The organism is Burkholderia sp. YHN3-13 (assembly GCF_055810675.1).
Genome location: NZ_JBVVNQ010000002.1, coordinates 60,727 through 82,404 on the forward strand (window position 1 = coordinate 60,727; position 21,678 = coordinate 82,404).

General features: G+C 68.1%; 18 protein-coding genes and 3 pseudogenes. 9 read left to right on the top strand and 12 right to left on the bottom strand.

Features of this window, described 5'->3' with window-relative positions:
• Positions 1-80: 80 nt before the first annotated feature.
• Positions 81-410 carry a DUF4148 domain-containing protein gene (locus AC0KUR_RS05190; RefSeq protein ID WP_034189920.1) on the bottom strand — a complete coding sequence of 110 codons (330 nt, stop codon included), beginning with the start codon at positions 408-410 and terminating at the stop codon, positions 81-83.
• 514 nt (positions 411-924) lie between these two features.
• On the opposite strand from AC0KUR_RS05190, the gene AC0KUR_RS05195 reads away from it, so the two are divergent.
• Positions 925-1,323 (top strand): GreA/GreB family elongation factor, encoded by a 399-nt coding sequence (locus tag AC0KUR_RS05195; RefSeq protein WP_034189921.1) that lies wholly within the window; start codon positions 925-927, stop codon positions 1,321-1,323.
• A 177-nt stretch (positions 1,324-1,500) separates the two neighbouring features.
• Here AC0KUR_RS05195 and AC0KUR_RS05200 read toward each other — a convergent pair whose 3' ends face one another.
• Complete coding sequence (locus AC0KUR_RS05200; protein ID WP_034189922.1) at positions 1,501-2,616, bottom strand: porin; 1,116 nt, start codon at positions 2,614-2,616, stop codon at positions 1,501-1,503.
• 587 nt (positions 2,617-3,203) lie between these two features.
• Here AC0KUR_RS05200 and AC0KUR_RS05205 point away from each other — a divergent pair.
• Complete coding sequence (locus tag AC0KUR_RS05205) at positions 3,204-3,575, top strand: YXWGXW repeat-containing protein (protein ID WP_034189923.1); 372 nt, start codon at positions 3,204-3,206, stop codon at positions 3,573-3,575.
• A 293-nt stretch (positions 3,576-3,868) separates the two neighbouring features.
• Here the strand turns inward: AC0KUR_RS05205 and AC0KUR_RS05210 are convergent, their stop codons facing one another.
• Complete coding sequence (locus tag AC0KUR_RS05210; protein ID WP_034189924.1) at positions 3,869-4,255, bottom strand: winged helix-turn-helix transcriptional regulator; 387 nt, start codon at positions 4,253-4,255, stop codon at positions 3,869-3,871.
• Between the two features lie 332 nt (positions 4,256-4,587).
• Between AC0KUR_RS05210 and AC0KUR_RS05215 the strand changes: the two genes are divergently transcribed.
• From AC0KUR_RS05215 to AC0KUR_RS05225, 3 genes are all read left to right on the top strand, one after another.
• Positions 4,588-5,064: a nuclear transport factor 2 family protein gene (locus AC0KUR_RS05215; RefSeq protein WP_034189925.1), complete on the top strand. Its 477-nt coding sequence runs from the start codon at positions 4,588-4,590 to the stop codon at positions 5,062-5,064.
• A gap of 128 nt (positions 5,065-5,192) precedes the next feature.
• A complete protein-coding gene (locus tag AC0KUR_RS05220) occupies positions 5,193-6,008 on the top strand; it encodes a helix-turn-helix transcriptional regulator (RefSeq protein WP_226104071.1) in 816 nt (271 codons plus the stop codon).
• A gap of 377 nt (positions 6,009-6,385) precedes the next feature.
• Complete coding sequence (locus AC0KUR_RS05225; RefSeq protein ID WP_034189927.1) at positions 6,386-8,011, top strand: amidohydrolase; 1,626 nt, start codon at positions 6,386-6,388, stop codon at positions 8,009-8,011.
• Between the two features lie 19 nt (positions 8,012-8,030).
• Here AC0KUR_RS05225 and AC0KUR_RS05230 read toward each other — a convergent pair whose 3' ends face one another.
• The 3 genes and pseudogenes from AC0KUR_RS05230 to AC0KUR_RS05240 all read right to left on the bottom strand — a co-directional run.
• Entirely contained in the window at positions 8,031-8,642 is a 612-nt protein-coding gene (locus tag AC0KUR_RS05230; RefSeq protein WP_034189928.1) for a cysteine hydrolase family protein, read from the bottom strand.
• A 175-nt stretch (positions 8,643-8,817) separates the two neighbouring features.
• A complete protein-coding gene (locus AC0KUR_RS05235; RefSeq protein WP_473375486.1) occupies positions 8,818-10,068 on the bottom strand; it encodes an MFS transporter in 1,251 nt (416 codons plus the stop codon).
• 151 nt (positions 10,069-10,219) lie between these two features.
• Positions 10,220-10,372, bottom strand: a pseudogene (locus tag AC0KUR_RS05240) (MFS transporter); the annotation flags it as partial.
• Between AC0KUR_RS05240 and AC0KUR_RS05245 the strand changes: the two are divergent.
• Together AC0KUR_RS05245 and AC0KUR_RS05250 are read left to right on the top strand one after the other, a co-directional pair.
• Positions 10,358-10,531, top strand: a pseudogene (locus AC0KUR_RS05245) (LysR family transcriptional regulator); the annotation flags it as partial. The pseudogenes AC0KUR_RS05240 and AC0KUR_RS05245 sit on opposite strands and share 15 nt — an antisense overlap.
• 24 nt (positions 10,532-10,555) lie before the next feature.
• Positions 10,556-10,687 (top strand): annotated as a pseudogene (locus AC0KUR_RS05250) (SDR family oxidoreductase); the annotation flags it as partial.
• Positions 10,688-10,792: 105 nt separating this feature from the next.
• Here AC0KUR_RS05250 and AC0KUR_RS05255 read toward each other — a convergent pair.
• From AC0KUR_RS05255 to AC0KUR_RS05270, 4 genes are all read right to left on the bottom strand, one after another.
• Positions 10,793-12,310: a purine-cytosine permease family protein gene (locus AC0KUR_RS05255; protein ID WP_473375487.1), complete on the bottom strand. Its 1,518-nt coding sequence runs from the start codon at positions 12,308-12,310 to the stop codon at positions 10,793-10,795.
• Positions 12,311-12,678: 368 nt separating this feature from the next.
• A complete protein-coding gene (locus AC0KUR_RS05260; RefSeq protein WP_034189932.1) occupies positions 12,679-14,190 on the bottom strand; it encodes an efflux transporter outer membrane subunit in 1,512 nt (503 codons plus the stop codon).
• Positions 14,187-17,360: an efflux RND transporter permease subunit gene (locus AC0KUR_RS05265; protein WP_473375488.1), complete on the bottom strand. Its 3,174-nt coding sequence runs from the start codon at positions 17,358-17,360 to the stop codon at positions 14,187-14,189. The genes AC0KUR_RS05260 and AC0KUR_RS05265 overlap by 4 nt, the downstream gene beginning before the upstream one ends.
• 13 nt (positions 17,361-17,373) lie before the next feature.
• On the bottom strand, positions 17,374-18,570 hold the full coding sequence (locus AC0KUR_RS05270) for an efflux RND transporter periplasmic adaptor subunit (RefSeq protein ID WP_343728027.1): 1,197 nt from the start codon (positions 18,568-18,570) through the stop codon (positions 17,374-17,376).
• Between the two features lie 79 nt (positions 18,571-18,649).
• On the opposite strand from AC0KUR_RS05270, the gene soxR reads away from it, so the two are divergent.
• Entirely contained in the window at positions 18,650-19,129 is a 480-nt protein-coding gene (gene soxR / locus AC0KUR_RS05275; RefSeq protein ID WP_049036574.1) for a redox-sensitive transcriptional activator SoxR, read from the top strand.
• A gap of 39 nt (positions 19,130-19,168) precedes the next feature.
• Here the strand turns inward: soxR and AC0KUR_RS05280 are convergent, their stop codons facing one another.
• Positions 19,169-19,930 carry an SDR family NAD(P)-dependent oxidoreductase gene (locus AC0KUR_RS05280; RefSeq protein WP_473375489.1) on the bottom strand — a complete coding sequence of 254 codons (762 nt, stop codon included), beginning with the start codon at positions 19,928-19,930 and terminating at the stop codon, positions 19,169-19,171.
• A gap of 108 nt (positions 19,931-20,038) precedes the next feature.
• On the opposite strand from AC0KUR_RS05280, the gene AC0KUR_RS05285 reads away from it, so the two are divergent.
• Entirely contained in the window at positions 20,039-20,950 is a 912-nt protein-coding gene (locus AC0KUR_RS05285; RefSeq protein ID WP_124671077.1) for a LysR family transcriptional regulator, read from the top strand.
• A 27-nt stretch (positions 20,951-20,977) separates the two neighbouring features.
• Here AC0KUR_RS05285 and AC0KUR_RS05290 read toward each other — a convergent pair whose 3' ends face one another.
• Positions 20,978-21,631, bottom strand: coding sequence for a TetR/AcrR family transcriptional regulator (locus AC0KUR_RS05290; RefSeq protein ID WP_034189938.1), 654 nt, complete (start codon positions 21,629-21,631; stop codon positions 20,978-20,980).
• Between the last annotated feature and the right edge of the window lie 47 nt (positions 21,632-21,678).

Here is a 21,678-nt window from a genome sequence, read left to right on the forward strand (position 1 = left end):
TCCAGCGGGCGAACGACGCGCGCAAACGGCGCGCGTCTCGTCGTTTGAATGGTGCGCTCGGGCAGACCGGGGACGTTCGATTAGTTGCCGAAGTAGACCGAATTCACCGGATTCGGTGCTTCCCGCGTCACGCGGCGGCCGGCTTGGCCCGCGCCCGTCGCGACGGCGCCGTAGCCGCTCGTATCGGCCTGCGCGAGCATCGGCTGGTTCGGCTGGATCCGCTGTTCGGCTGCCTGGATGTTGCTCGGGTACTGCGCATCGCTCGCCAGCGGCTTGTAGCCGTTCTGTTCGAGTTGCACGAGTTCGGCCTTGACCTGGTCGCGCGTCAGCCCCTGTTCGGACTGTGCAAACGATGCGATCGGTGCGGCAAGGACGGATGCGGCGATGGCTGCGTAGATGATCGACTTCATGATTTACCTCCGGAATATGTTCTCTTTTGACGTCGCCTCGGCAGGACCCTGTCTGAAGCGAATGAATCCAGTGTAGTGCGCGTCACTCCAAGGGGAAACCCTTAGTTGGAACATACAGCGTTGCAATTTTGGAAAAAATCACCAAATATTTCCGCACACAGCCCGCGCAACTTGCGTTATATGCACAACAATCGCTGACGAAACGCCAACAGCCGGATCACATATCCCGAAGGTTGTGTTGTATAATCGTAAGGTTTTAATCGCCAGCCGATATTCCATCCACCATGTACGCGCTCACGCTCCTTTCGGTTTCGCCGTCCGGCCCGGCCGGCGTGCGCGCGCACGCCGGCCATCCGGCGCATCCCCTCGCTCGACGCACGGCCCAGGCACCGCTCGCCCCTGCCCGGCGCCTGATCTGACGGCTCGGTCTCCTCCCGGAGCCAGGTCAGACAGGCTCCGGGCGATCCCCATAGGCACGCCACGCCTGCCCTTGCCGATCATTTGGAGAACTGCCATGAAACAACGCCTTTACCAGTTGACCGAACTCGACGTTGCTCGCCTCGAGAAGCACGCCGAACAGAACCCGCGCTTCCAGACCATGCTCGACACGCTGCTCGAGCGTGCCGACATCGTGCAGCCCGACGCCATCAAGGCCAATGTCGTCACGATGAACTCGCAGATCACGCTGCTCGACGAAGCGACCCAGGAACAGGCGACCTGGACGATTGTTTATCCGGACGCCGCCAATCTCGAACTCGGCCGCCTGAATGTCTTCTCGCCCGTCGGCATGGCGCTGCTGGGCACGCAGCGTGGCCAGATGGTCAAGGTGATGCAGCCGAGCGGCGCCGAAAAGCAGATGAAAGTCTCCGCGATCGTGTTCCAGCCGGAAGCCAACGGCGAGTACACGCGCTGACGTCACCGGCGGCCAGTGCCGCGCGCAACATCGACGCACAACGAAAAAAGCGAGGCACGCGCCTCGCTTTTTTGCATCCGGACGACGCGAATCGTCGACATCACATTCCGCAGACAAAAAAAGGCGCCCGAAGGCGCCTTTTTTGATGCTGCGAAGCGGGTTACCCCGCCGTCACGCTTAGAAGCGGTGACGCAGACCAACCGTTGCTGCGGTTTGGTTGATCGACGAGCTCGGCAGCGTGCTGACGTCGCCGTTGTAGATCGATGCGCCGATGCCGTTCTTCGCTGCGCGCTGGTACACAGCTTGTGCGTAGACGTCCGTACGCTTCGACAGTGCGTAGTCAGCTTGCAGACCGAACTGGTTCCAGTGCGTGCTGCCGTTGTTGATCTTCGCGTTCGTGTACGTGTAAGCAGCACCCAGGCCGAGAGCCGGCGTCAGGTTGTACTTTGCGTTGACTTCGTAGTTGTCGGTGCGCAGCGTGCTCACACCAACAGCATTGTTGTCGAGACGCGCTTGCGTCCACGCTGCGCCGACTTGCGCCGGGCCGAATGCGTAACCAGCAGCAGCGCCGTACGTACGGACGCGGCCTTGGCTAGCGATGCCACCGATCGCCGACGACGTTGCGCCGTTTGCGTTCGTGCCGTCACCCAGGTTCGCTTGCGAGTATGCAGCTGCGAGCTTCAGACCTTGGAACTGGTATGCAGCGCCCGCGCTGTATGCACGGTTGTTGCCGAAGTTCGTGTTGTTCGAGAACGAGTACGTACCGCCGAATTGCAGGCCAGCGTAGTTCGCGCTCGTGTACTTGATCGTGTTGTTCTGTGCGACGTCACCGTTCGTGCTCAGACGGTCGAGGTTCAGCGGGTGCGCGAAGTACGTGCCGCCCCACGAGCCCGTTGCCGTCAGCGGCGCCAGGTAGTCTTGCGTTGCGTCATACTGCTTGCCCAGCGTGACCGTGCCGTACTGGCTCGACAGGCCGACGAAAGCCTGGCGGTTGAACATGCCGCCGTTGCCGTTCGCGAAGCGGCCGTTACCGATGTTGAAGCCGCTTTCCAACGTGAAGATTGCCTTCAGGCCGCCACCGAGGTCTTCCGAACCACGCAGGCCGAAACGGCTCTGGTCAATGCCCGAACCCATCGACCAACGCGACTTGCCAGCTTGGCCCAGTGCCGGTTGGACGTTGCTTTGGTAGGTGATGCCTGCGTCCAGCACGCCGTACAGCGTGACGCTGCTTTGCGCGTGAGCGACGGTAGCGAACGATGCTGCAGCTGCTGCAACGATCAGAGTCTTGTTCATTCGTGGAGCTCCCTTCTAAAAAGAGGCAGGTCTCGCGACCTTGTTCATAAACGGTCTTCAACCGCCCGGGAGTGCCATCGGTCCTGCTGGCCACGCCCGGATAGTTGCCCGTTTGGGAACCGTGAGTTTAGGGGTGTACCCTAGGGGAGCGATCCGCAAATAAAGAAATAAGCTTTTCCAGAACTAGAAATAATGAAAGTGGGGACTAGTCATAAGTATTTGTTTTAACGCTTGTTTTTGACCTCTTGACGACAGCATTTTGGAGGCCTTCATCGCACCATTCTTACATGTCATCGTCTTGACGGTTGCATAGAAACAACAAACGGATCCGGCCAAGCGCCCCAAAACAGTAATTTTTACCTGCTTTGATCTCGATCTTCAGGCGTCGGGCGCCTAAAACACTGGCAACCATCGGTAAACAGAATGCGGCGGCCGCGTCGCGGGCGACATCCCCGTCAGCCGGCAGAAAGGAACAGGCGGTTTGCGCCTGCCGTGACACGCAGTAACAGCCTTAACCGCTCACGTAACCCGGCGGGCGTACCGGCAGGCTAATGTAAGGCAGCCTTCAATACTGCACAGGACACGCCATGAATCGACGCTCGTTGTTGCGCGCCATCGGATTGACCGCCGCGTTTGCCGGGACCGGCTGGCTGCGCGCCGCCTCGGCCCAGCCCGCACCGCCCGTGTATCGGCCGTCCGGCCCGAACCGCGTACCCGGCGGGCCGCCGTACGACGATCGCCCGCATCTCGCGCCGCCGGCGGCCCGGCACGACCGCCGGCCGCCGCCGCCCCGGCCGCACGGCTATATATGGACGGATGGCTACTGGCGCTGGCAGCGCGGCCGCTATATATGGGTGTCCGGCCGCTGGGTCGCACGACGCCCCGGACGTCGCTGGGTACCCGGCTACTGGCGCCGCCAGGGGCCGGTATGGGTCTACGTCGACGGCTCGTGGCGATAGGCCGCCGCGCGGCGCCGGGCGACGACGGTCCGGCGCCGGACGGCACGCGGGAAGCGGCGCCGTTCGCGCCGTCGCATCAGGACGCGTGGCCCGCCATCAACGCACCGTCCCGCCCACGCCCGGACACCTTCGCGACGCATACATCGACGCATCGTCCCGGTCATTCATCCTGACGGCACCGTTCGGATAACGAAATCAATCGATGCCGATGCAAACGCATTCGGCCGTGCGTCACCCCATCGCGCACCTTCCGCGGCACGCCGTGCATCGACGCAACGGTCCGTGCATTCCGCTCAACGCCCGCCACCGTCCAGTTCTCGCGCACGACGGCGCGCCGCGCAGATCGCGCGATGATGTTCGTCGGCCCACCGGATCATCGCCTGCATCGGCGTCAGGAACGAGCGCCCGAGCTCGGTCAGCGCATATTCGACGCGCGGCGGCACTTCGGCGAACAGCGTGCGGCTGACGAAGCCGTCCTGCTCGAGCCGCTTCAACGTACGCGACAGCATCTGGTTCGACACATCGCCGATCGCGCGGCCGAGTTCGTTGAAACGCATCGTTCCGCCGGACAGCGCCTCGAGCACGAGCAGGCTCCACTGGTCGCCGATGCGATCGAGGACATCGCGGATCGGGCACGGCTGATCGAGTTCGACGGATTCGTCGGCGGACGGCAACGGCATGACTGGACTCTCTTTCACGGGCAACGCATGGTCATCGCGGTGTGACCTGTTCACACCGCGATGACTTCTTGTGACGGGTTCGCGGCAACTGTACCATTCGATCGCCCCGACAACTGCCGGGATTCGCCAGTTCAACGAAACATGACGATGGCGCGGCGCCGCCGTATCGGCCGCAGTAACGATGCATGCGTTGCGTCCGATCGCCGCGCATCGGCCGGCATGCGTGCCGGCGGTTTCGCGCGACCGACCGTCGTCGATCGTCACGAGCGTCGCCCCCGCAGTCGCGTATCACATGCGCGCATCCACGAACCGTCAGACAAGGAAACCGCTACATGTCATCGTTCCGCTCCCCCGCTCGCGTCGTTGCCGCATGCGTGTTGCTGGCCGCATCGGCGGCCGCGCTGGCTGCCGCCCCGGCTCCCCGCGACCTGGCCGCCGAGGAGGCCAACCGCCAGCTCGTGCTGACGTTCTACGACCGCTTCTTCAACAAGCATGAAGCGGTCGAGGCCGCCGCCGTCGTCGCGGACGACTACAAACAGCACAACCCGCACGTGCCCGACGGCAAGAAACCGTTCGTGTCGTATTTCGTCGGCGCATTCCAGAAGAACCCCGCCTCGCGCGCACGCATCGTCCGCAGCGCGACCGACGGCGACTTGGTGTACCTGCACGTGCACGCGACCGAGCGTCCGGGCGATCGCGGCGAAGCGGTGGTCGACATCTTCCGCGTGAAGGACGGCAGGATCGTCGAGCACTGGGACGTGATCCAGCCGGTGCCCGAAACGGCCGCGAACCGGAACACGATGTTCTGACGCGCGGGCGGCGGGCAAGCGCGGGTGCCCTGCGCGCGCGAAGTCCCCTACAATCGTGCTTCGCCGCCGCTCCGGTGCAGGCGAAGCACGGCCCGCCAAGGCGGCCGTTCGCGAAGACGGTGTCAACGATGAACCCCGCCCATATCTCCCTGAGCAACGCCGGCGACCTGGTCGCCAGCCTCGGCAGTCCGCAGTTTCCCGCCCGGCTTTGGGCGTGGCTGCGCGAAACCGTCGATCCGCAATCCCATTACAGCGTCGCGACGCGTTACCGGCGCGACGCGCCGTCCCACTCGGTCAACAGCGTCGACGTGCTGTTCTTCGCCGGCGGCGACGATCCCGACGGCACGCGCCACGCACTCGATCTGTATACACAGGGCGACTGGCGCGACGACACGCTGCTCCCGCATATCGAGCGCGCGACCGATTCGCAGCTCGTGTTCTCCTGCAATGACGAAATCGACACGGCGACCGAGTACGGCCGCCAGTTCGCGCTCGGCGACCTCGGCGAGGACTGCACGCTGCTCGGCAGCGAGCGAGACTATGTCTATGCATTCTCGCTGTTCCGCCGGCGCGGCCAGCCGTCCTATACGCTGGCCGAACTGGCGCTGCTGCGGCAGCTCGGCGATTTCGTGCTGCCGCTGCTGATCCAGCATGCGCGGCTCGCCCGCCTGACGCCGCGCTCGGACGACGGCGCGCTGCTGCTGCGCTTCGAACAACGGCTGTCGGCCAGCGGCGCGGCGCTGTCGCAGCGCGAGCGGCTCGTCTGCCGCGCGGTGCTGCAAGGCCGGCCCGTCCCGCAAATCGCCGACACGCTCGCGCTCAAGGCCAGCAGCGTGCGCACCTATCTCGGCCGCGCGCTCGCGAAGCTCGGCGTCGCGAACCGCGCCGGGCTGTTCGCGTGGTGCGTGACCGAAGACGAAGCGCAGGAAGACCGCAGCCGGTAAACGCCGCCTTTGTCGCACGTTGTCCTCAAAACGACGACAGACAGCCGGCCGCCCCGCCCCTAGTATCTGACTCACCCGACGACAGCAACGCGTCGGATACCACGGAGACACGGCATGCCGATTACCGGATCGACGCCGGCCTGCACGGCCGCAAGCGCGTCGCTCATCGATTCGCCGATACGGGCCCGTCGGCGAAACCGGCATGACGCTCCGGCAGCCGTTGCCGACCTTCGCCACGGCGCAGCAGCGCCGCCACGCGGCGCCGGCACGTAACCCCTCTCACCCCGTTCCACCCCGACCAGGCGCACCCGACCGGACGAGCCGCACGGCCCGCCCGCCGGACACGCGCCCGTCGATCCCCTACCCGGAGGAGACACATGCAACACGCCGATACCGTCTATCTGAACGGCCTGCTTTACACGGGCGACGCGCAGCGCCGCTTCGCGCAGGCGCTCGCCACCCGGGACGGCAAGATCGTCGCGGTCGGCCGCGACGACGACATCCGCCCGCTGGCCGGCCCCGCGACGCGAAGGGTCGATCTCGCCGGCCGGCTGATGCTGCCGGGCCTCATCGACGGTCACGTGCACCCGCTCGAAGGCCATCAGATCCTCGGCGACTTCGACCTGTCCGGCATCAACGATCCCGGCACGATCCTGCAGCGTATCCGCGCGTGCGCCGATGCGACGCCGAACGAGCCGTGGGTCTATCTCGGCGGCGCGAACCTCGCCGCGTTCGGCACGTATCCGACCCGTGAACTGCTCGACCGGATCGTGCCCGACCGGCCGCTGCTCGTGGTCGGCTTCGACGTGCACAGCGGCTGCCTCAACACGAAGGGACTCGAAGCGGCCGGCATCCGGGCCGATACGCCCGATCCGTCCGGCGGCGTGATCGAGCGCGACGCCTCGGGCGCGCCGAACGGCGTCGTGCACGAAGCGGCGTTCTACCGCGTGTGCCCGCTCATTCCGCAACTGAGCCCGGCCGGCTACCCGAAATCGCTCGCCAAGGCGCACGCGATGGCGCACGGCTACGGCATCACCGGCTGGTTCGATGCACGCGTCGACGAAGCCGAGCTCCAGGCCTATGCCGACGCGCAGCGCGCGGGCACCCTGAAGGCGTACATGAGCGCGGGGCTCTACGCAAACCCGCGCCGCGACCCGCGCGAGCAGATCGAGCGCTTCGCCGCGTGGCGCCGCGAATACGAGCGCGACAACCTGCGCCTGCACACGGTGAAGATCTTCGTCGACGGCGTGCCGGAATCGAAAACCGCCGCGCTGCTCGAGCCGTACGCGGGCACCGACGACTGCGGCCTCGCGCTGTGGAGCCAGGACGCGCTGAACGAAATCTGCCTGCTCGCCGATACCGCCGGCTTCGACCTGCACTTCCACACGCTCGCCGACCGCGCGGTGCGCATGACGCTCGACGCGCTCGAACATGTCCAGCGCCGCAACGGCATGCGCGACCGGCGCGCGCAGCTTGCGCACCTGCAGCTCGTCGATCCGGCCGACATGGGCCGCTTCAACCGGCTCGGCGCGATCGCAAGCGTGCAGACGCTGTGGACGGCCGCCCGCGAGGAGCAGCAACAGCTCTATCGCGACCTGCTCGGCGCCGAGCGCACCGCGCGCAACTATCCGTTCCGCAGCCTGCGCAACGCGGGCGCGATGCTCGCGGCCGGCTCCGACTGGTCGGTCAGCACGATGGACCCGATGCAGATCATCCAGACGGGTGTCACGCATCGGCTGATCGACCAGCCCGACAGCCCGCCGTGGAACCCGCACGAACGGCTCGACCTGCTCACGATGCTCGAGGCCTACACGGTGAACACCGCCTACGCGCTGCGTTTCGACGACTGCACCGGTTCGCTCGAAGCGGGCAAGGACGCGAGCTTCGCGATCCTCGACCGCGATCCGTTCGCGCACCCGGTCGAGACGTTCGCGCAAACCCGCGTGATCGAGACGTGCTTCCGCGGCGAAGTCGTGCACGCGGTGCCCGGCTGGGCCGACTGAGCGCCGGCCCGCGCCGTCGTCAGGCGACGTCGAGCGCCAGGACCTGTTCGGTCGTCAGCACGTCGCCGAACGTGTCCGACAGCGCGGCCAGCGTCGCGCGATGGAGGTCGCGGTGCGGCACCGTGCCGCCGTCCGCGACGTCGAGATCGCGCGTCGCGCACGCGTCGTCGACGACGATCACCGCATAGCCGAGCGGCACCGCATCGCGTGCCGCGCCGGCCACGCACGCATGCGTCATCAGGCCCGTGACGATCAGCGTGTCGACGCCGGCCGCCTTCAGGCGCGCGTCAAGGTCGGTCGTCGGGAACACGCTCACCGACGTCTTCTTCACGACCGCGTGGTGCGGCGCCGGCTGCAGGTCCGCGTGGAAGCGAAACCCGTCGCTGCCGTCGGCGAAGATCGGGCTGTCGGCCGCATCGACATGCTGGACGTGAAATACCGGAATGCCCGCGCGGTCGGCGAACGCGATCACGCGCCGCGCATTGCCCAGCGCGCGCGGCCCGTCCGGAATCGGCAGGCGGCCGCTGAAGTATTCGTTCTGGAAATCGATCACCAGCAGCGCGCTGCGGGCGGCGTCGATCGACGTCGGCGCGGTCGCGCCGGCCAGGGTACGGATGGTCGGGTGTTGCATGGGTCGCTTCCTTTTGGTTCGCATATTGACGAGACGGCGCGCCGGGCCGGCCGGCGCCGCCGGACGCGGCCCGATCCTTCCGCGGCCGCGAGGCGCCAGTGTCGGGCCGCGCGGCCTCGCGCGACAGCCGCACACGGGACAACGTCCGACAGGATCGGGCCAACGTGCGTGCCGCCTACGACAGCGCGGCCCTCCGGGCGCCCGGCCGTGTCCGCCCGTACGCGGCCATCATCACGAAGCTGAGCAGGAAGCCCGCGCCGCCGATCAGCAGCAGACCGGTCTCGCCGAACACGGGCAGCAGGTTGGTCAGCGCGCCCGTGACGACCCACGCGACAGCCATCACCGAGCCCGCGACGCCGAGCGCCCAGCCCTGCCGGTCCTCGCTGACGGCGTCGGAGAACGCCGTATACATGGTCGTGTACGCCACCATGTCGAAACAGCCGACGACCATCGCGAGCGCCCACAGCACGGGTTCGTGCGGGAACCATGCCGACAGGATCTGGCCCAGCCCGGCGACGAGCAGGCCCGTCTTCGCGATGTCGATCACGCGCCACACGCGCAGCATCAGCCGCACGACGAACAGCAGGCCGAACACGAAGCAGATGCCGATCACGCCGCTGAACAACCCGAGCCGCGCGCTCGTATAGCCGAATTTCGCCTGCAGCAGCAGCATGATGGTCTGCAGGTACAGCCCGTAGCCGACCTGCATCAGGAAGAACACCACCGACAGGAACGCGACGTTGCGCTGGCGCGCGGCTTCCCAGATGATCCGCAGCGGCAGCAGCGGATCGATGCGCGTATCGCCGCGCGGCGCGGCCGAATCGCGATACGATGCCCAGGTCCAGCACGCACAGACGAGCGACAGCGCGGCGACCAGCACGAACGGCGTGCCGTAGTCGAACAGCGGCGAGATCGTCCGGTCGGACGTGACGCCGCCGAGCACCGGGCCGACGATCACGCCCGCGCTGAACGCGAGCGACATGATGCTCATGTTGTACGCCTTGTTCTCCGGCGTGCTCAGGTCGGTGATCGCCGCCTGCGCGATGCCCTGGCAGCCGGCCATCAGGCCGGTGAGCCCGCGGCCGGCCAGCAGCAGCGCAACGCTGGCGTGCCACGCACCGGCCGCCATCATCGCGTAGCCGGCCGCGAGGCCGAGCACGCACAGCAGCAGGATCCTGCGGCGGCCGTAGCGATCGGACAGCTCGCCCATCAGCGACGAGCCGAAGAACATGCACAGCGGGTAGATCCCGTAGCCGAGACCGAGATAGAAATTGCGCAGATGCGCGCCGGCGTCGGCCGGCAGGATGCCCGCGTGCGGATCGCTGAAGATCGCGGACATCATCGGGTAGACGAGCCCGAATCCCATCGCGTCGAGCGCGATGGCGAGCAGACAGGGGCCGAGCAGCGTGTAGTCGAGCCGGGACATGGCGACCTTCCGGAAGGAGTGGATGACCGCCCAAGCGTAATGACCGGGCGGCGGCCGCGGTAGGCCGCCGCCCGCGATGCTAACCATCGGCTGCGCCGCTACCCGGCACGGCGCCCGCGCCGATGGGTCACCGGGGCGCGGCCGCCGGCCGCTACCTGGCGCTCAGCGGTTCGCCCTGGAATTGCCAGCGTGCGACCACGCACGGCGCGCCGTCGCGCATGAACACGCTCGCGAGCAGCCCGAACGATGCCGCGAACAGCACATACCAGGCGGGCGCGACGGGCGAGCCGGCCGCGTGCGCGACCTGTTCGCGCACAAGATCGCGCTCGTGCCGCTCGCCGGCCCCATGATCCGCCAGACGATCGGCCTGAGCTTCCTGCACCGCCACGAACGCGATCCGAACCTGCTCGCGCTCGCGACAGTGTGCCGGCGGCTGGCGGTCAAGGGGCCGACCGCACGGTAGCGCGTCGATCGGCACGCAGCCCATGCCGCGCGCATCGGCGAGCCCGACGAAGTGGGCAGCCTCGTGCTGTTCCTCGCGTCCGACGAATTCGCGTATTGCACGGGGTCGGAATTCATCGTCGACGGCGGGATGCTCGCGGGCTGCACACTCGACTGATCGGCCGCACTGCCGGAAACGGAAACGCCAACGCCAACGCCGCCAGCGGCTCGACCCGCGCGGCGGCGTTGGCGCTTCAAGACATGGAGCAAGAGGCCACGCCGCTCAATACCCCTTCGGCTGGATCGCCGGCGCACCGGCACCGCGCGCGCCGTGCCTGCCGCCGCGCACGAAGCGGCGCCCGCGCGGGCCGTACACGCCGTCCGGCTCCGGATACAGTGTCAGCAAGACGAAGTACAGCATCCCGCCCACCGCCAGCGACACCGGCACGCTCAGGTCGAGCCCGTCCGCGAGGTGGCCGAGCGGCCCGACGAACTGGCCCGGCAGGTTCACGAACGCGAGCCCGACCAACGCGGCCGGCAGCCATGCGCCCATCGCGCGCACGTTCCAGCCGTGCGTAAACCAGTAGTGGCCGCCGCGCAGCCCGCGATTGAACACCTGCAGGTCGTCGGCGAGATAGTAGCCGCGGCGCGTCACGTAGCCGATCACCATGATCGCCATCCACGGGCAGCTGAACGTATCGATCAGCGTCGAGAACGTCGCGACGCTTTCGACGAGGTTGAACCAGAAGCGGCCGACGAAGATGAACGCGATCGCGATCGTGCCGATCAGCAGCGTCGCGCGGACGCGATTCAGGATCCGCGGGAACATGCTCGAGACGTCGAGGCCGGTGCCGTACAGCGCGGTCGTGCCGGTCGACATCCCGCCGATGATCGCGATCAGGCACATCGGCAGCAGGAACCAGCGCGGCGAGATCGCGAGCAGCCCGCCGACGTAGTCGTTCGACGCAATGAACGCGGGTGCCTTCGACGCGATGATCGTCGCGGTCGCAAGGCCGAAGAAGAACGGCACGAACGTCGCGACCTGCGCGGCGAACACCGCGCCCATCACGCGATGCCTCGGCGTGTGCTGCGGGATATAGCGTGCCCAGTCGCCGAGCGTCGACGCGAACGACACCGGATTGCTCAGCGCGACCAGCACCGCGCCGACGAACGCGGCCCAGAAACCCGCGCTGCCCCGTTGCAGCGTGCCCGCATAGTTCATGTCGAACAGGCCGGCGAACGCGAACAGGCCCGCGACGAACAGCACGCTCGCGGCCCACACGGCGATCTTGTTGACCCACAGCATGAAACGGAAGCCGTAGATGCAGACGATCAGCACGAGCACCGCGAACACCATGTACGCCGCGCCGAGCGTGAAGCCGTTGACGGGCACGCCGACCATGTCGTGCGCGCCGCCGACGAGCGCGTCGCCGGAGCTCCACACCGCGAGCGAGAAGAACGCGATCGACGTGAGCAGCGCGAGGAACGAGCCGACGATCCGGCCGTGGATGCCGAAATGCGCACCGGACGACACGGGGTCGCTCGTGCCGTTGCGCGGGCCGAACAGGCTCATCGGCGCGAGGATGCCCGTGCCGGCGAGCACGCCGAGCACGATCGCACAGACACCGGCCTTGAACGACAGCCCGACCAGCACCGGAAAGCTGCCGAGCACCGATGTGGAAAACGTATTGCAGCCGCCGAACAGCAACCGGAACAGATCGATCGGCCGCGCATAGCGCGATGCATCGGGAATGCGCTCGAAACCGAACGACTCGACCTGCGTAATCCTGCCTTCACCCATGTTGTCTCCCACTCCTCTGGTGCGCCTGTAAGGCTCTGCGGCCATACGACGCATCGTCATCGATTCGCGGCCACTCTAAACCGGATCGGCGGCCGCAAATATCACGCATTCGAGACGTTTACGACGAAGGAGAGCAATGTTTCCCGGCGGGCAGGCGGCCGGTGCCCGCGCCGTCCGTACGGCGCGGGCGATGCGAATCAATGCACCGCCACGGCCGCCGGCGCGCGGCAGGCGATCAGGCCCCGCTGAACGGCCGGCCGCGCGGCGATGTCGGCCAGCCAGCGTTCGACGTGCGGGAAACCGGAAACGTCGAGATCGAGCCCGGCCGCCGTGCGCAGCCACGGAAACGCCGCGCCGACCGCCTCGCGCTACTTCCCCGACTGCGCAAGCGGGCCTTGCGCCCCCTGCCCCGTGCCCGACGGCCAGCCGCCCGCGAGCGCCTTGTACAGCGCGACCGTCGACGCCGCGCTGCGCATCCGGCCGTCGGCCGCCGCGTCCTGCGCCTGCAGCAGCGTCCGTTGCGCGTCGAGCACTTCGTAGTAGTCGATCGCGCCGGCCGAAAAGCGGGTCTGCGCGAGCTGCGCGGCGCGCGCGCTGTCGTCGGCCGCGCGTATGAGGTGCGCGGTCTCGTCGCGCGTGCGGGCAACGCGCAGCAGCGCGTTCTCGGTTTCCTCCAGCGCGCCGAGCACGGTCTGCCGGTACTGCGCGAGCTGGCCAGCCGCTTCCGCGTCGCTCGCGGCGATCCGCGCGCGCACACGGCCGACGTCGAGGAACGACCAGTCGATGCCGAGCGCGATCAGGTTCGTGTCGCTGCCCGCGCGGAAGAACCCGTAGCTGCTCGTCGCGCTGCCGAGCAACCCCGACAGCGTGAAGCGCGGGAACAGATCGGCCGTCGCGACGCCGACGCGCGCGGTCGCCGCGTGCAGCCGCGCCTCGGCTGCCGCGACATCGGGACGCCGGCGCAGCAGGTCGCCCGGCGTGCCGGGATCGAGGTCGGCGGCCAGCGCCGGGAGCGGCACCGGCGTGCCCGGCGACGCACCGGTTTTCGGCGGACCGAAGCGGCCGATCAGCGCATCGGGCGTCTGCCCGGTCAGCACCGCGAGCCGGTGCTCGTCGACGCCGATCGCGGCTTCGTACACGGCGATCCGCGACGTCGTCGATTCGTACTGCGCACGTGCTCGCGCCGCATCGAGGTCGGAGCCTCGCCCCGCGCCGACGCGCGCATTGATCAGCGCAAGCGTCTGCTGCTGGTTGTCGGCGTTCTCGCGTGCGATTCGCAACCGCTCCTGCGAGCCGCGCAGATCGACGTACGTGCTCGCCACTTCGCCGGCGATCGCGACGCGCACCGCGCGCACGTCGGCCGCGCTCGCGGCCGTTTCCGCGCGCTGCGACTCGATCGAGCGCCGCACGCGGCCAAATAGGTCGAGTTCCCACGCGGCGTTGATGCCGATGTTCGACGTCGGCGTGTCGCGCTGGCTGCGCGGCGCGCCGAACGCCTGATCCTTGCTCATCAGCTGATGGCCGATCTGGCCGCTCGCGGTGATCGTCGGATAGCGGTCGAACGTTGCTTGCGACAGCAGCGCGTTCGATGCGTCGTAGCGCGACACGGCCACTTGCAGGTCCTGGTTCGCCGCGAGCGCCGCATCGATCAACTGCGTCAGCACCGGATCGCCGAAGCCGCGCCAGAACGCGGCATCGGCGGCGGCCGACGCATCGGGCGGCATATCGGGCGGCGACGCGTCGCGCGGCGTCGCCGGATGGCCGTCGCGCGCGAACCGTGCGGCCGTAGCCATATCGGGCCGCTTGAAATCGGGGCCCACCGCGCACGCGGCAAGCGTCAACGACATCGCGAGCGCGGAAAGTCGAAAAGCGGCGCTCATCGGTTTTCTCCTTCGAGGGTGCCGTGCTGTTCGCTCCAGACGGCCGGCGTGCCGCCCGCGAGCTTGCGGATCGCCACATAGAACACGGGCGTCAGGAACAGCCCGAACAGCGTGACGCCCAGCATCCCCGCGAACACGGTAATGCCGGTCGCCGCCCGCACCTCGCTGCCCGCACCGCTGCCGATCAGCAACGGCACCGAACCCGCGATGAACGCGACCGACGTCATCACGATCGGGCGCAAGCGCAGCTTGCATGCGTCGAGCGCCGCCTCGATCACGCCCTTGCCCTGGATTTCGAGTTCGCGCGCGAATTCGACGATCAGGATCGCGTTCTTGCACGCGAGCCCCATCAGCACGACGAGACCGACCTGCACGAACACGTTGTTGTCGCCGCCCGACAGCCACACGCCGAACAGCGCCGCGCACATGCACACGGGCACGATCAGGATCACCGCGAGCGGCAGCGTCCAGCTCTCGTACAGCGACGCGAGCACGAGAAACACGAGCATCACCGCGAGCGGGAACACGACGATCGCCGCGTTGCTCTGCGTGACCTGCTGATAGCTGAGGTCGGTCCATTCGAGCGTGATGCCCGGGGGCAGCACGTCCTTCGCGATCTGCTGGAGCTTCGCGATCGCCTGCGACGACGACATCATCTTCGGATCGGCATCGCCGATCAGGTCGGCGGCCGGATAGCCGTTGTAGCGGACGACCGGGTCGGGACCGTACGCGGGCCCGACCGTCACCATCGAGCCGATCGGCACCATCTCGCCGTTCGCATTGCGCGTGCGCAGGTTCGCGATGTCGGCGGCCGTCTGCCGGTGGCCCGCGTCGGCCTGCGCCATCACGCGATACACGCGGCCGAAGAGATTGAAGTCGTTCACGTACATCGAGCCGAGATACACCTGCAGCGTATTGAACAGGTCCGTCAACGCGACGCCTTGCGCCTTCGCCTTCAGCCGGTCCACCTTCACCTCGAGCTGCGGGATGTTCGCCTGGTACGAGCTGACGGGATAGCTCATCCCCGGCGTCTTCGCGACCGCGGCCTGGAACGCGGACAACGCCTTCTGCAACTCGCCGTAGCCGAGCCCGCCGCGATCCTCCAGGTACAGCGCGTAGCCCGAACCGTTGCCGAGACCCTGGATCGGCGGCGGCATCAGCGCATAGGTCATGCCGCCGTCGATCGCCGCGAAGCGCGCGTTCAGGTCCGCGTTGATCTGCGCGGCGCTGCGGTGACGCCGGTCGAACGGCTTCAGGATCACGTACGAGTTCGTGATGTTCGGCGTGTTCACGCCCTGCAGCGCGTTCAGCCCCGCGAACGCCGGCACCATCTCGACGCCGTCGGTACCGAGCGCGATCTTCGTCATCTGCTCGGTCACCGCGCTGGTGCGCGCGAGCGATGCGCCTTCCGGCAGCTTCGCGCCCGCGAACAGGTACAGCTTGTCCTGCACGGGGATGAAGCCGCCCGGCACCGCGTTGAACAGCAGCGCGGTCGCCGCGAGCAGCGCCGCATAGACCGCGAACACCACCCCGCGCCGCTTCAGCGTGCGGCCGACGACGCCGTGATAACGATCGGAGCTGCGCTCGAAGAACCGGTTGAACGGATGAAACAGCCAGCCGAATGCGCGATCGAGCGCGCGCGTCAGCGCATCCTTCGGTGCGCCGTGCGGGCGCAGCAGCTTCGCGGCGAGCGCCGGCGACAACGTCAGCGAGTTGATCGCGGAGATCACCGTCGAGATCGCGATCGTCACCGCGAACTGCTTGTAGAACTGGCCCGTGACGCCCGACATGAATGCCATCGGCACGAACACCGCGCACAGCACGAGCGCGATCGCGACGATCGGCCCCGACACCTCGCGCATCGCCTGGTGCGCGGCATCGCGCGGGCTCAGCCCCTGCGCGATGTTGCGCTCGACGTTTTCGACGACGACGATCGCATCGTCGACGACGATCCCGATCGCGAGCACGAGCCCGAACAGCGTCAGCGTGTTGATCGAATAGCCGAGCAGGTAGAGCCACGCGAACGTGCCGACGACCGACACGGGCACCGCGACGAGCGGAATGATCGATGCGCGCCACGTCTGCAGGAACAGGATCACGACGAGCACGACCAGCACGACGGCCTCGATCAGCGTGTGCTGCACCGCGCGGATCGACTCGCGCACGAACACCGTCGGGTCCCACACCGGGCGGTACGCGACACCGGGCGGAAACCGCTTCGACAACGCGTCGAGCTTCGCATACACGGCCTTCGCGACATCGAGCGCGTTCGCGCCCGGCGACAGGAAGATGCCGACCACGGCCGAATGCCTGTCGTTGAAATACGAGCGCAGCGTGTAGTCGCCCGCGCCGAGCTCGATGCGCGCGACGTCGGACAGCTTCACGACCTGGCCGTCGTCGCCGTTGCGCAGCACGATGTCGTCGAACTCCTGCACCGTGCGCAGGCGGCCGCGCACGTTGATCGACACGAGGAAGTCGTTCCGCTTCGGCGACGGTTCCGCGCCGAGCTGGCCGGCCGACACCTGCACGTTCTGCTCGCGCACGGCCGCGATCACGTCGCTCGCGGTCAGCCCGCGCGACGCGAGCCGGTTCGGGTCGAGCCACAGCCGCATCGCATAGTCGCCGGAGCCATATACGCCGACGTCGCCGATGCCGGTGAGCCGCGACAGCTCGTCCTTCACATGCAGCGTCAGGTAGTTGCGCAGATACAGCGAATCGCGGCTGTTGTCCGGCGAGTAGAGGCTCACGTACATCAGCGGCGTCGGCGACTGCTTCTGCGTGGTCACGCCGTACTGGCGCACCTCTTCGGGCAGGCGCGACAACGCCTGGCTCACGCGGTTCTGCACGCGCACGGCGGCCGTGTCGGGATCGACGCCCTGCAGGAACGTGACGACGACCTGCAGGCTGCCGTCCGATCCCGCCACCGACTTCATGTACATGATGCCTTCGACGCCGTTGATCGCTTCTTCCAGCGGTTCGGCGACCGATTCGGCGATTTCCTTCGGGTTCGCGCCCGGATAGGTCGCCCGCACGACGACGCTCGGCGGCACGACTTCCGGATATTCGCCGGCCGGCAGCATTGGAATCGAGATCAGGCCGATCGCGAAGATGACGATCGACAGCACGACCGCGAAGATCGGCCGGTCAATGAAGAATCGGGAGAAATCCATTGCGTCGCTCCCGTCAATGCGCGGCAGGCGTGCCGGCGTCGGCCACGGCCTGCGCGGCGCGACCGGCATCGGCGCGCGCGGGCAGCGCCTTCGGCTTCACCTGCGCGCCCGGATAGTAGATCCGCTGCACGCCGTCGACCACCACGCGGTCGCCTGCCTGCAGCCCCTTCTCGACGATCCGCTCTCCCTCAAGCTCGCGGCCGATCGTCACGTCGCGGCGCAGCGCCTTGTCGCCCGGGCCGATCACGTACACGTACTTGCGGTCCTGGTCGGTCAGCACGGCCTTGTCGTCGACGAGCAGCGCATCCTCGTCGCGGCCGCTGACGAGCTGCACGCGCGCGTACAGGCCCGGCGTGAACGTATGGTCCGCATTCGGCAGCCGCACGCGTGCGCGGATCGTGCCGGTCCGCGGATCGAGCCGGTTGTCGAGGAAATCGACGGTGCCCGCGTGCGGGAAGCCCGTCTCGTTCGCGAGGCCCACGCGCACGGGATCGGCGCCGATCGCGCGATGCTTCGGATCGGCGCGGCGCGCGTTGTAGCGCAGGTAGCTCTGCTCGTCGCAGTCGAAATACACGTACACGGGATCCTGCGACACGACGGTCGTCAGCAGCGTGTCGTCCGCGCGCGCGAGGTTGCCGACGGTCGCGACCGCGCGGCCGACGCGCCCGGCGATCGGCGCGCGCACTTCGGTGAAGCCGAGATTGAGCTTCGCGTCGGCGACGGCCGCATCGGCCGCCTGCAAGTCCGCGCGCGCCTGCTCGGCGGTCGCGCGCGCGTTGTCGAGTTCTTCCTGCGACGTCGCATGCGCATCGATCAACGTCTGCACGCGCTTGAGCTGCACCTGGGCGAGGCTCGCGGCCGCACGGGCGCGCTGCTGCTGCGCGCTGGCGCGGTCGAGCGCGATCCGGTACGGGCGCGGGTCGATCTCGAACAGCAGCGCCCCCTGCGCGACCGCGTCGCCTTCCTTGTACGCGACACGCTGCAGATAGCCGCTTACGCGCGGCCGCAGTTCGACCGCATCGACCGCTTCGACGCGCCCGTTGAACGCGTCCGCGAGGCGGACCGTGCGCGGCGCGACCGTGGCGACGCCGACTTCGGGAAGGGGCTGGGCCGACGATGTGCCTTTGCCGTCGTGACAGCCCGACAACGCCAGCAACAGTGCGCAGGCGGCGCTCAAAGGCGACGTCCTGCGTAGGGATAAGGAGAGCATGATGCCTCGCGACGGGTTAAACTGCCGCGTAGCATAAAAGTTGAAGTTAACTTCAAGTCAAGCTTTCCCGGAGGACATCATGGGTATCCAGGAAACCCCGCAATGGCCGCTGATGTCGATCCGCGAAGTGGCCGCGCGCAGCGGCGTGCCGGCGTCGACGCTGCGCTTCTACGAAACGCGCGGGTTGATCAGGTCGCACCGCAACGGCTCGAGCCACCGGCACTATTCGCGCGCGGTGCTGCGGCTGATCGCGTTCATCGTGTTCGCGCAGAAGATCGGTTATTCGCTCGACGAGATCGCCGAGCAGCTCGTCAGCCTCCCCGAGGACACCGCGCCGAGCAACAAGGACTGGCAGCGGCTGTCGCGCGGCTGGAAGCAGCGCGTCGCGAGCCGGATCGAGGAGTTGCAGCGGCTCTACATCAACCTCGACGAATGCATCGGCTGCGGCTGCCTGTCGCTGAAGCGCTGCAAGCTGACCAATCCGGAAGACCGCGCGGGCCGCAACGGGCCCGGCGCACGGCGCTGGCTCGGCGACAAGCCGCCGACGGATGCCGAATGACCGGCGGCGCCCCCGCGCCCGCGGCGTGCGCCGTGTGCGTCACCCGACGCGCCAGCCGCCGTTTACCGCCACCGTCGCGCCCGTGACGAACGACGCGCGCGGCCCGGCGAGCCACGCGACCGCATCGGCGATGTCGTCCGGATGTCCGGCGCGGCCAACCGGCGTCTGCTCGCGGATCGCCGCCGCGATGGCCGGCGCGACGCCGCCGTCGCCGAAGAAACGCGTGTCGGCGATATAGCCGGGCGCAACCGTATTGACCGTTATGCCGTGCGGCCCGAGTTCGCGCGCGAGCGCAACGGTGAACCCCTCGACACCGGCCTTCGCGGCGGCATAGGCAAGGCCGCCCGGCAGCAGGCTGCCCGCGCGCGCCGCGATCGAGCCGATGTTGACGATCCGCGCGTCACGGTCGGCCAGGTGCGGCAGCACGGCCATCGTCGTCAGGAACAGGCTTTTCAGGTTCGCGTCGAGCACGGTATCCCACACGGCTTCGGCCTCGCCCGCTTCGGTATCCGAACCGACGCGGCCGGTCAGCCCCGCATTGTTGACCAGCACGTCGATGCGCGGCCACCGCGCGACGATCGCGGCGACCGCCGCCGCCGCGTCGCGCCGCACACTCAGGTCGCCCGCCTGCCCGATCGCCGCGCCGCCCAGGCGCGCGACGGCCGCCTCCAGCCGCGCGAGGTCGCGCCCGACGATCGCGACCCGATACCCGTCCTGCGCCAGCCTGCTCGCGATCGCGAAGCCGATCCCGCTCGATCCGCCCGTGACGATCGCCGTACGTTGCTGTTCGCTGCCCGTCATGACCTGCCCTCCTGACTGTCGACGTGGGTTGACAGGGACATTCTGGGCAGCGCAGGGTGATAGGTAAAATACGAATTCGATGACCTACTGATACACGGACGGTATCGCATGATCGATCTGCGCCAGTTCAGGCAATTCGTCGCGGTCGCCGAGACGCTGAGCTTCCGGCGTGCAGCCGAGCGGCTGCACATGGCGCAGCCGCCGCTCAGCGCGGCGATCCGCAAGCTCGAGGACGCCCTGGGTGTCGCCCTGCTCGAACGCGACAACCGTGGCTCGCGGCTCACGCCGGCCGGTGACGCGTTCCTGCTCGAGGCGCGGCGTGCGCTCGAGCAGGCCGAGCGCGCGGTGGCCGTGGCCCGCCGCACGGGCGCGGGTCTCGGCGGGACGCTGCGGCTGCGCTTCGTCGACAGCACGGTCAACGCACTGCTGCCGCTGATCCTGCGCGCCTTCCAGGAGCGGCATCCGGACGTCGATTTCCAGCTGGAAGAAGGCACGACCGCCGAGCAGGTGCTCGCGCTGCGCCAGGACCGCACGGACGTCGGCCTCGTCGTGCTGCCGGTGGCCGAGGCCGGCGACGTGCGCGTCGAGCCGCTGCTGCGCGACCGGATGGTGGCCGCGGTGCCCGACGGCCACCGGCTCGCGCGCCGCAAGCGCATCGCGCTCGCCGAGCTGGCGGACGAACCGTGGGTCATGTTCGCCGCGCACCATGGGCCCGGCATGCATGCGCTGATCGTCACCGCCTGCGCGCAGGCCGGTTTCGCGCCGCGCGTGGTCCAGCAGCCGCGCCAGATGCAGACGACGGCCGGGCTCGTCGCGGGCGGCATCGGCGTCGCGCTGATGCCGCGCCTGTTCGTGCCGATGCAGCCGCCAGGCATTGCGTTCTGCGAACTGAAGGAGGCGGGCAGCCCGCTGGCGTACGAGCTGGCGATCGCCTACCGCACGCCGTCGCCGCTCGTCGATGCGCTGCGCGAGACCGCGCGCAACGCGGTCGGTGAACTGGGGCTGGTTGCCGCGACGTGACCGCGCGCATTGCGCGCGCGGCGGCCGTCAGTCGCCGACGACGCCGAACACGACGTCGAGCACGGCCTGCCGGAACGCCTCCGGCCGCGTCGGCAGCGACGTGAACTCCAGCATCATGTGGCTGTACGACACCGTCATGCCGATCGCGCTCGCGATCATGAAGAACAGCATGTTCGGATCGACCGGGCGGATCGTGCCCGCCTCGACCGCCTCCGCCAGCAGCGGAAACATCGCATCGTGATACGGGCGCACGAGCCGCTCCTGCAGCCGGTCGAGCCGCGCGCCCTCCTCGGTCGCCGCGGTCGAGAAGAACATGCCGATATCCGGCTCCGCGAACTCGTGATCGACGCACAGCTCAAGCGCGCGCCGCACGCGGTCGCGATGCGGCAGCGACGACGCGCGCAGCGCGCGCAGCGCATCGAACAACGGCGCGGCCAGCTCGACGATCTGCTCGACCACGGCCAGCCACAACGTTTCCTTCGCGCCGAAATGATGGGCGATCAGCGCCGCGTCGATGCCCAGTTCGCGCGCGACCTCGCGCACGCTCGTCGCGTCGTAGCCGCGCTTCGCGAAGGTGCGGCGCGCGGCCCGCAATATCACGTCCGGACCGACGGACGCATCCGCCAGCGGCCGCCCGCGCGTACGCCGCTTCGACGGCACGCGCTCAGTGACTTCAGCCACGTTTTCCTGCTCCCCTTGATTGGTTCGAATGCCTGTGTTCGGGCCCC

Excerpts from the sequence above, each read along its gene's own strand:
- AC0KUR_RS05190 (WP_034189920.1), bottom strand. The coding sequence starts at position 410 with ATGAAGTCGATCATCTACGCAGCCATCGCCGCATCCGTCCTTGCCGCA.
- AC0KUR_RS05195 (WP_034189921.1), top strand. The coding sequence starts at position 925 with ATGAAACAACGCCTTTACCAGTTGACCGAACTCGACGTTGCTCGCCTC.
- AC0KUR_RS05200 (WP_034189922.1), bottom strand. The coding sequence starts at position 2,616 with ATGAACAAGACTCTGATCGTTGCAGCAGCTGCAGCATCGTTCGCTACC.
- AC0KUR_RS05205 (WP_034189923.1), top strand. The coding sequence starts at position 3,204 with ATGAATCGACGCTCGTTGTTGCGCGCCATCGGATTGACCGCCGCGTTT.
- AC0KUR_RS05210 (WP_034189924.1), bottom strand. The coding sequence starts at position 4,255 with ATGCCGTTGCCGTCCGCCGACGAATCCGTCGAACTCGATCAGCCGTGC.
- AC0KUR_RS05215 (WP_034189925.1), top strand. The coding sequence starts at position 4,588 with ATGTCATCGTTCCGCTCCCCCGCTCGCGTCGTTGCCGCATGCGTGTTG.
- AC0KUR_RS05220 (WP_226104071.1), top strand. The coding sequence starts at position 5,193 with ATGAACCCCGCCCATATCTCCCTGAGCAACGCCGGCGACCTGGTCGCC.
- AC0KUR_RS05225 (WP_034189927.1), top strand. The coding sequence starts at position 6,386 with ATGCAACACGCCGATACCGTCTATCTGAACGGCCTGCTTTACACGGGC.
- AC0KUR_RS05230 (WP_034189928.1), bottom strand. The coding sequence starts at position 8,642 with ATGCAACACCCGACCATCCGTACCCTGGCCGGCGCGACCGCGCCGACG.
- AC0KUR_RS05235 (WP_473375486.1), bottom strand. The coding sequence starts at position 10,068 with ATGTCCCGGCTCGACTACACGCTGCTCGGCCCCTGTCTGCTCGCCATC.
- AC0KUR_RS05255 (WP_473375487.1), bottom strand. The coding sequence starts at position 12,310 with ATGGGTGAAGGCAGGATTACGCAGGTCGAGTCGTTCGGTTTCGAGCGC.
- AC0KUR_RS05260 (WP_034189932.1), bottom strand. The coding sequence starts at position 14,190 with ATGAGCGCCGCTTTTCGACTTTCCGCGCTCGCGATGTCGTTGACGCTT.
- AC0KUR_RS05265 (WP_473375488.1), bottom strand. The coding sequence starts at position 17,360 with ATGGATTTCTCCCGATTCTTCATTGACCGGCCGATCTTCGCGGTCGTG.
- AC0KUR_RS05270 (WP_343728027.1), bottom strand. The coding sequence starts at position 18,570 with ATGCTCTCCTTATCCCTACGCAGGACGTCGCCTTTGAGCGCCGCCTGC.
- soxR (WP_049036574.1), top strand. The coding sequence starts at position 18,650 with ATGGGTATCCAGGAAACCCCGCAATGGCCGCTGATGTCGATCCGCGAA.
- AC0KUR_RS05280 (WP_473375489.1), bottom strand. The coding sequence starts at position 19,930 with ATGACGGGCAGCGAACAGCAACGTACGGCGATCGTCACGGGCGGATCG.
- AC0KUR_RS05285 (WP_124671077.1), top strand. The coding sequence starts at position 20,039 with ATGATCGATCTGCGCCAGTTCAGGCAATTCGTCGCGGTCGCCGAGACG.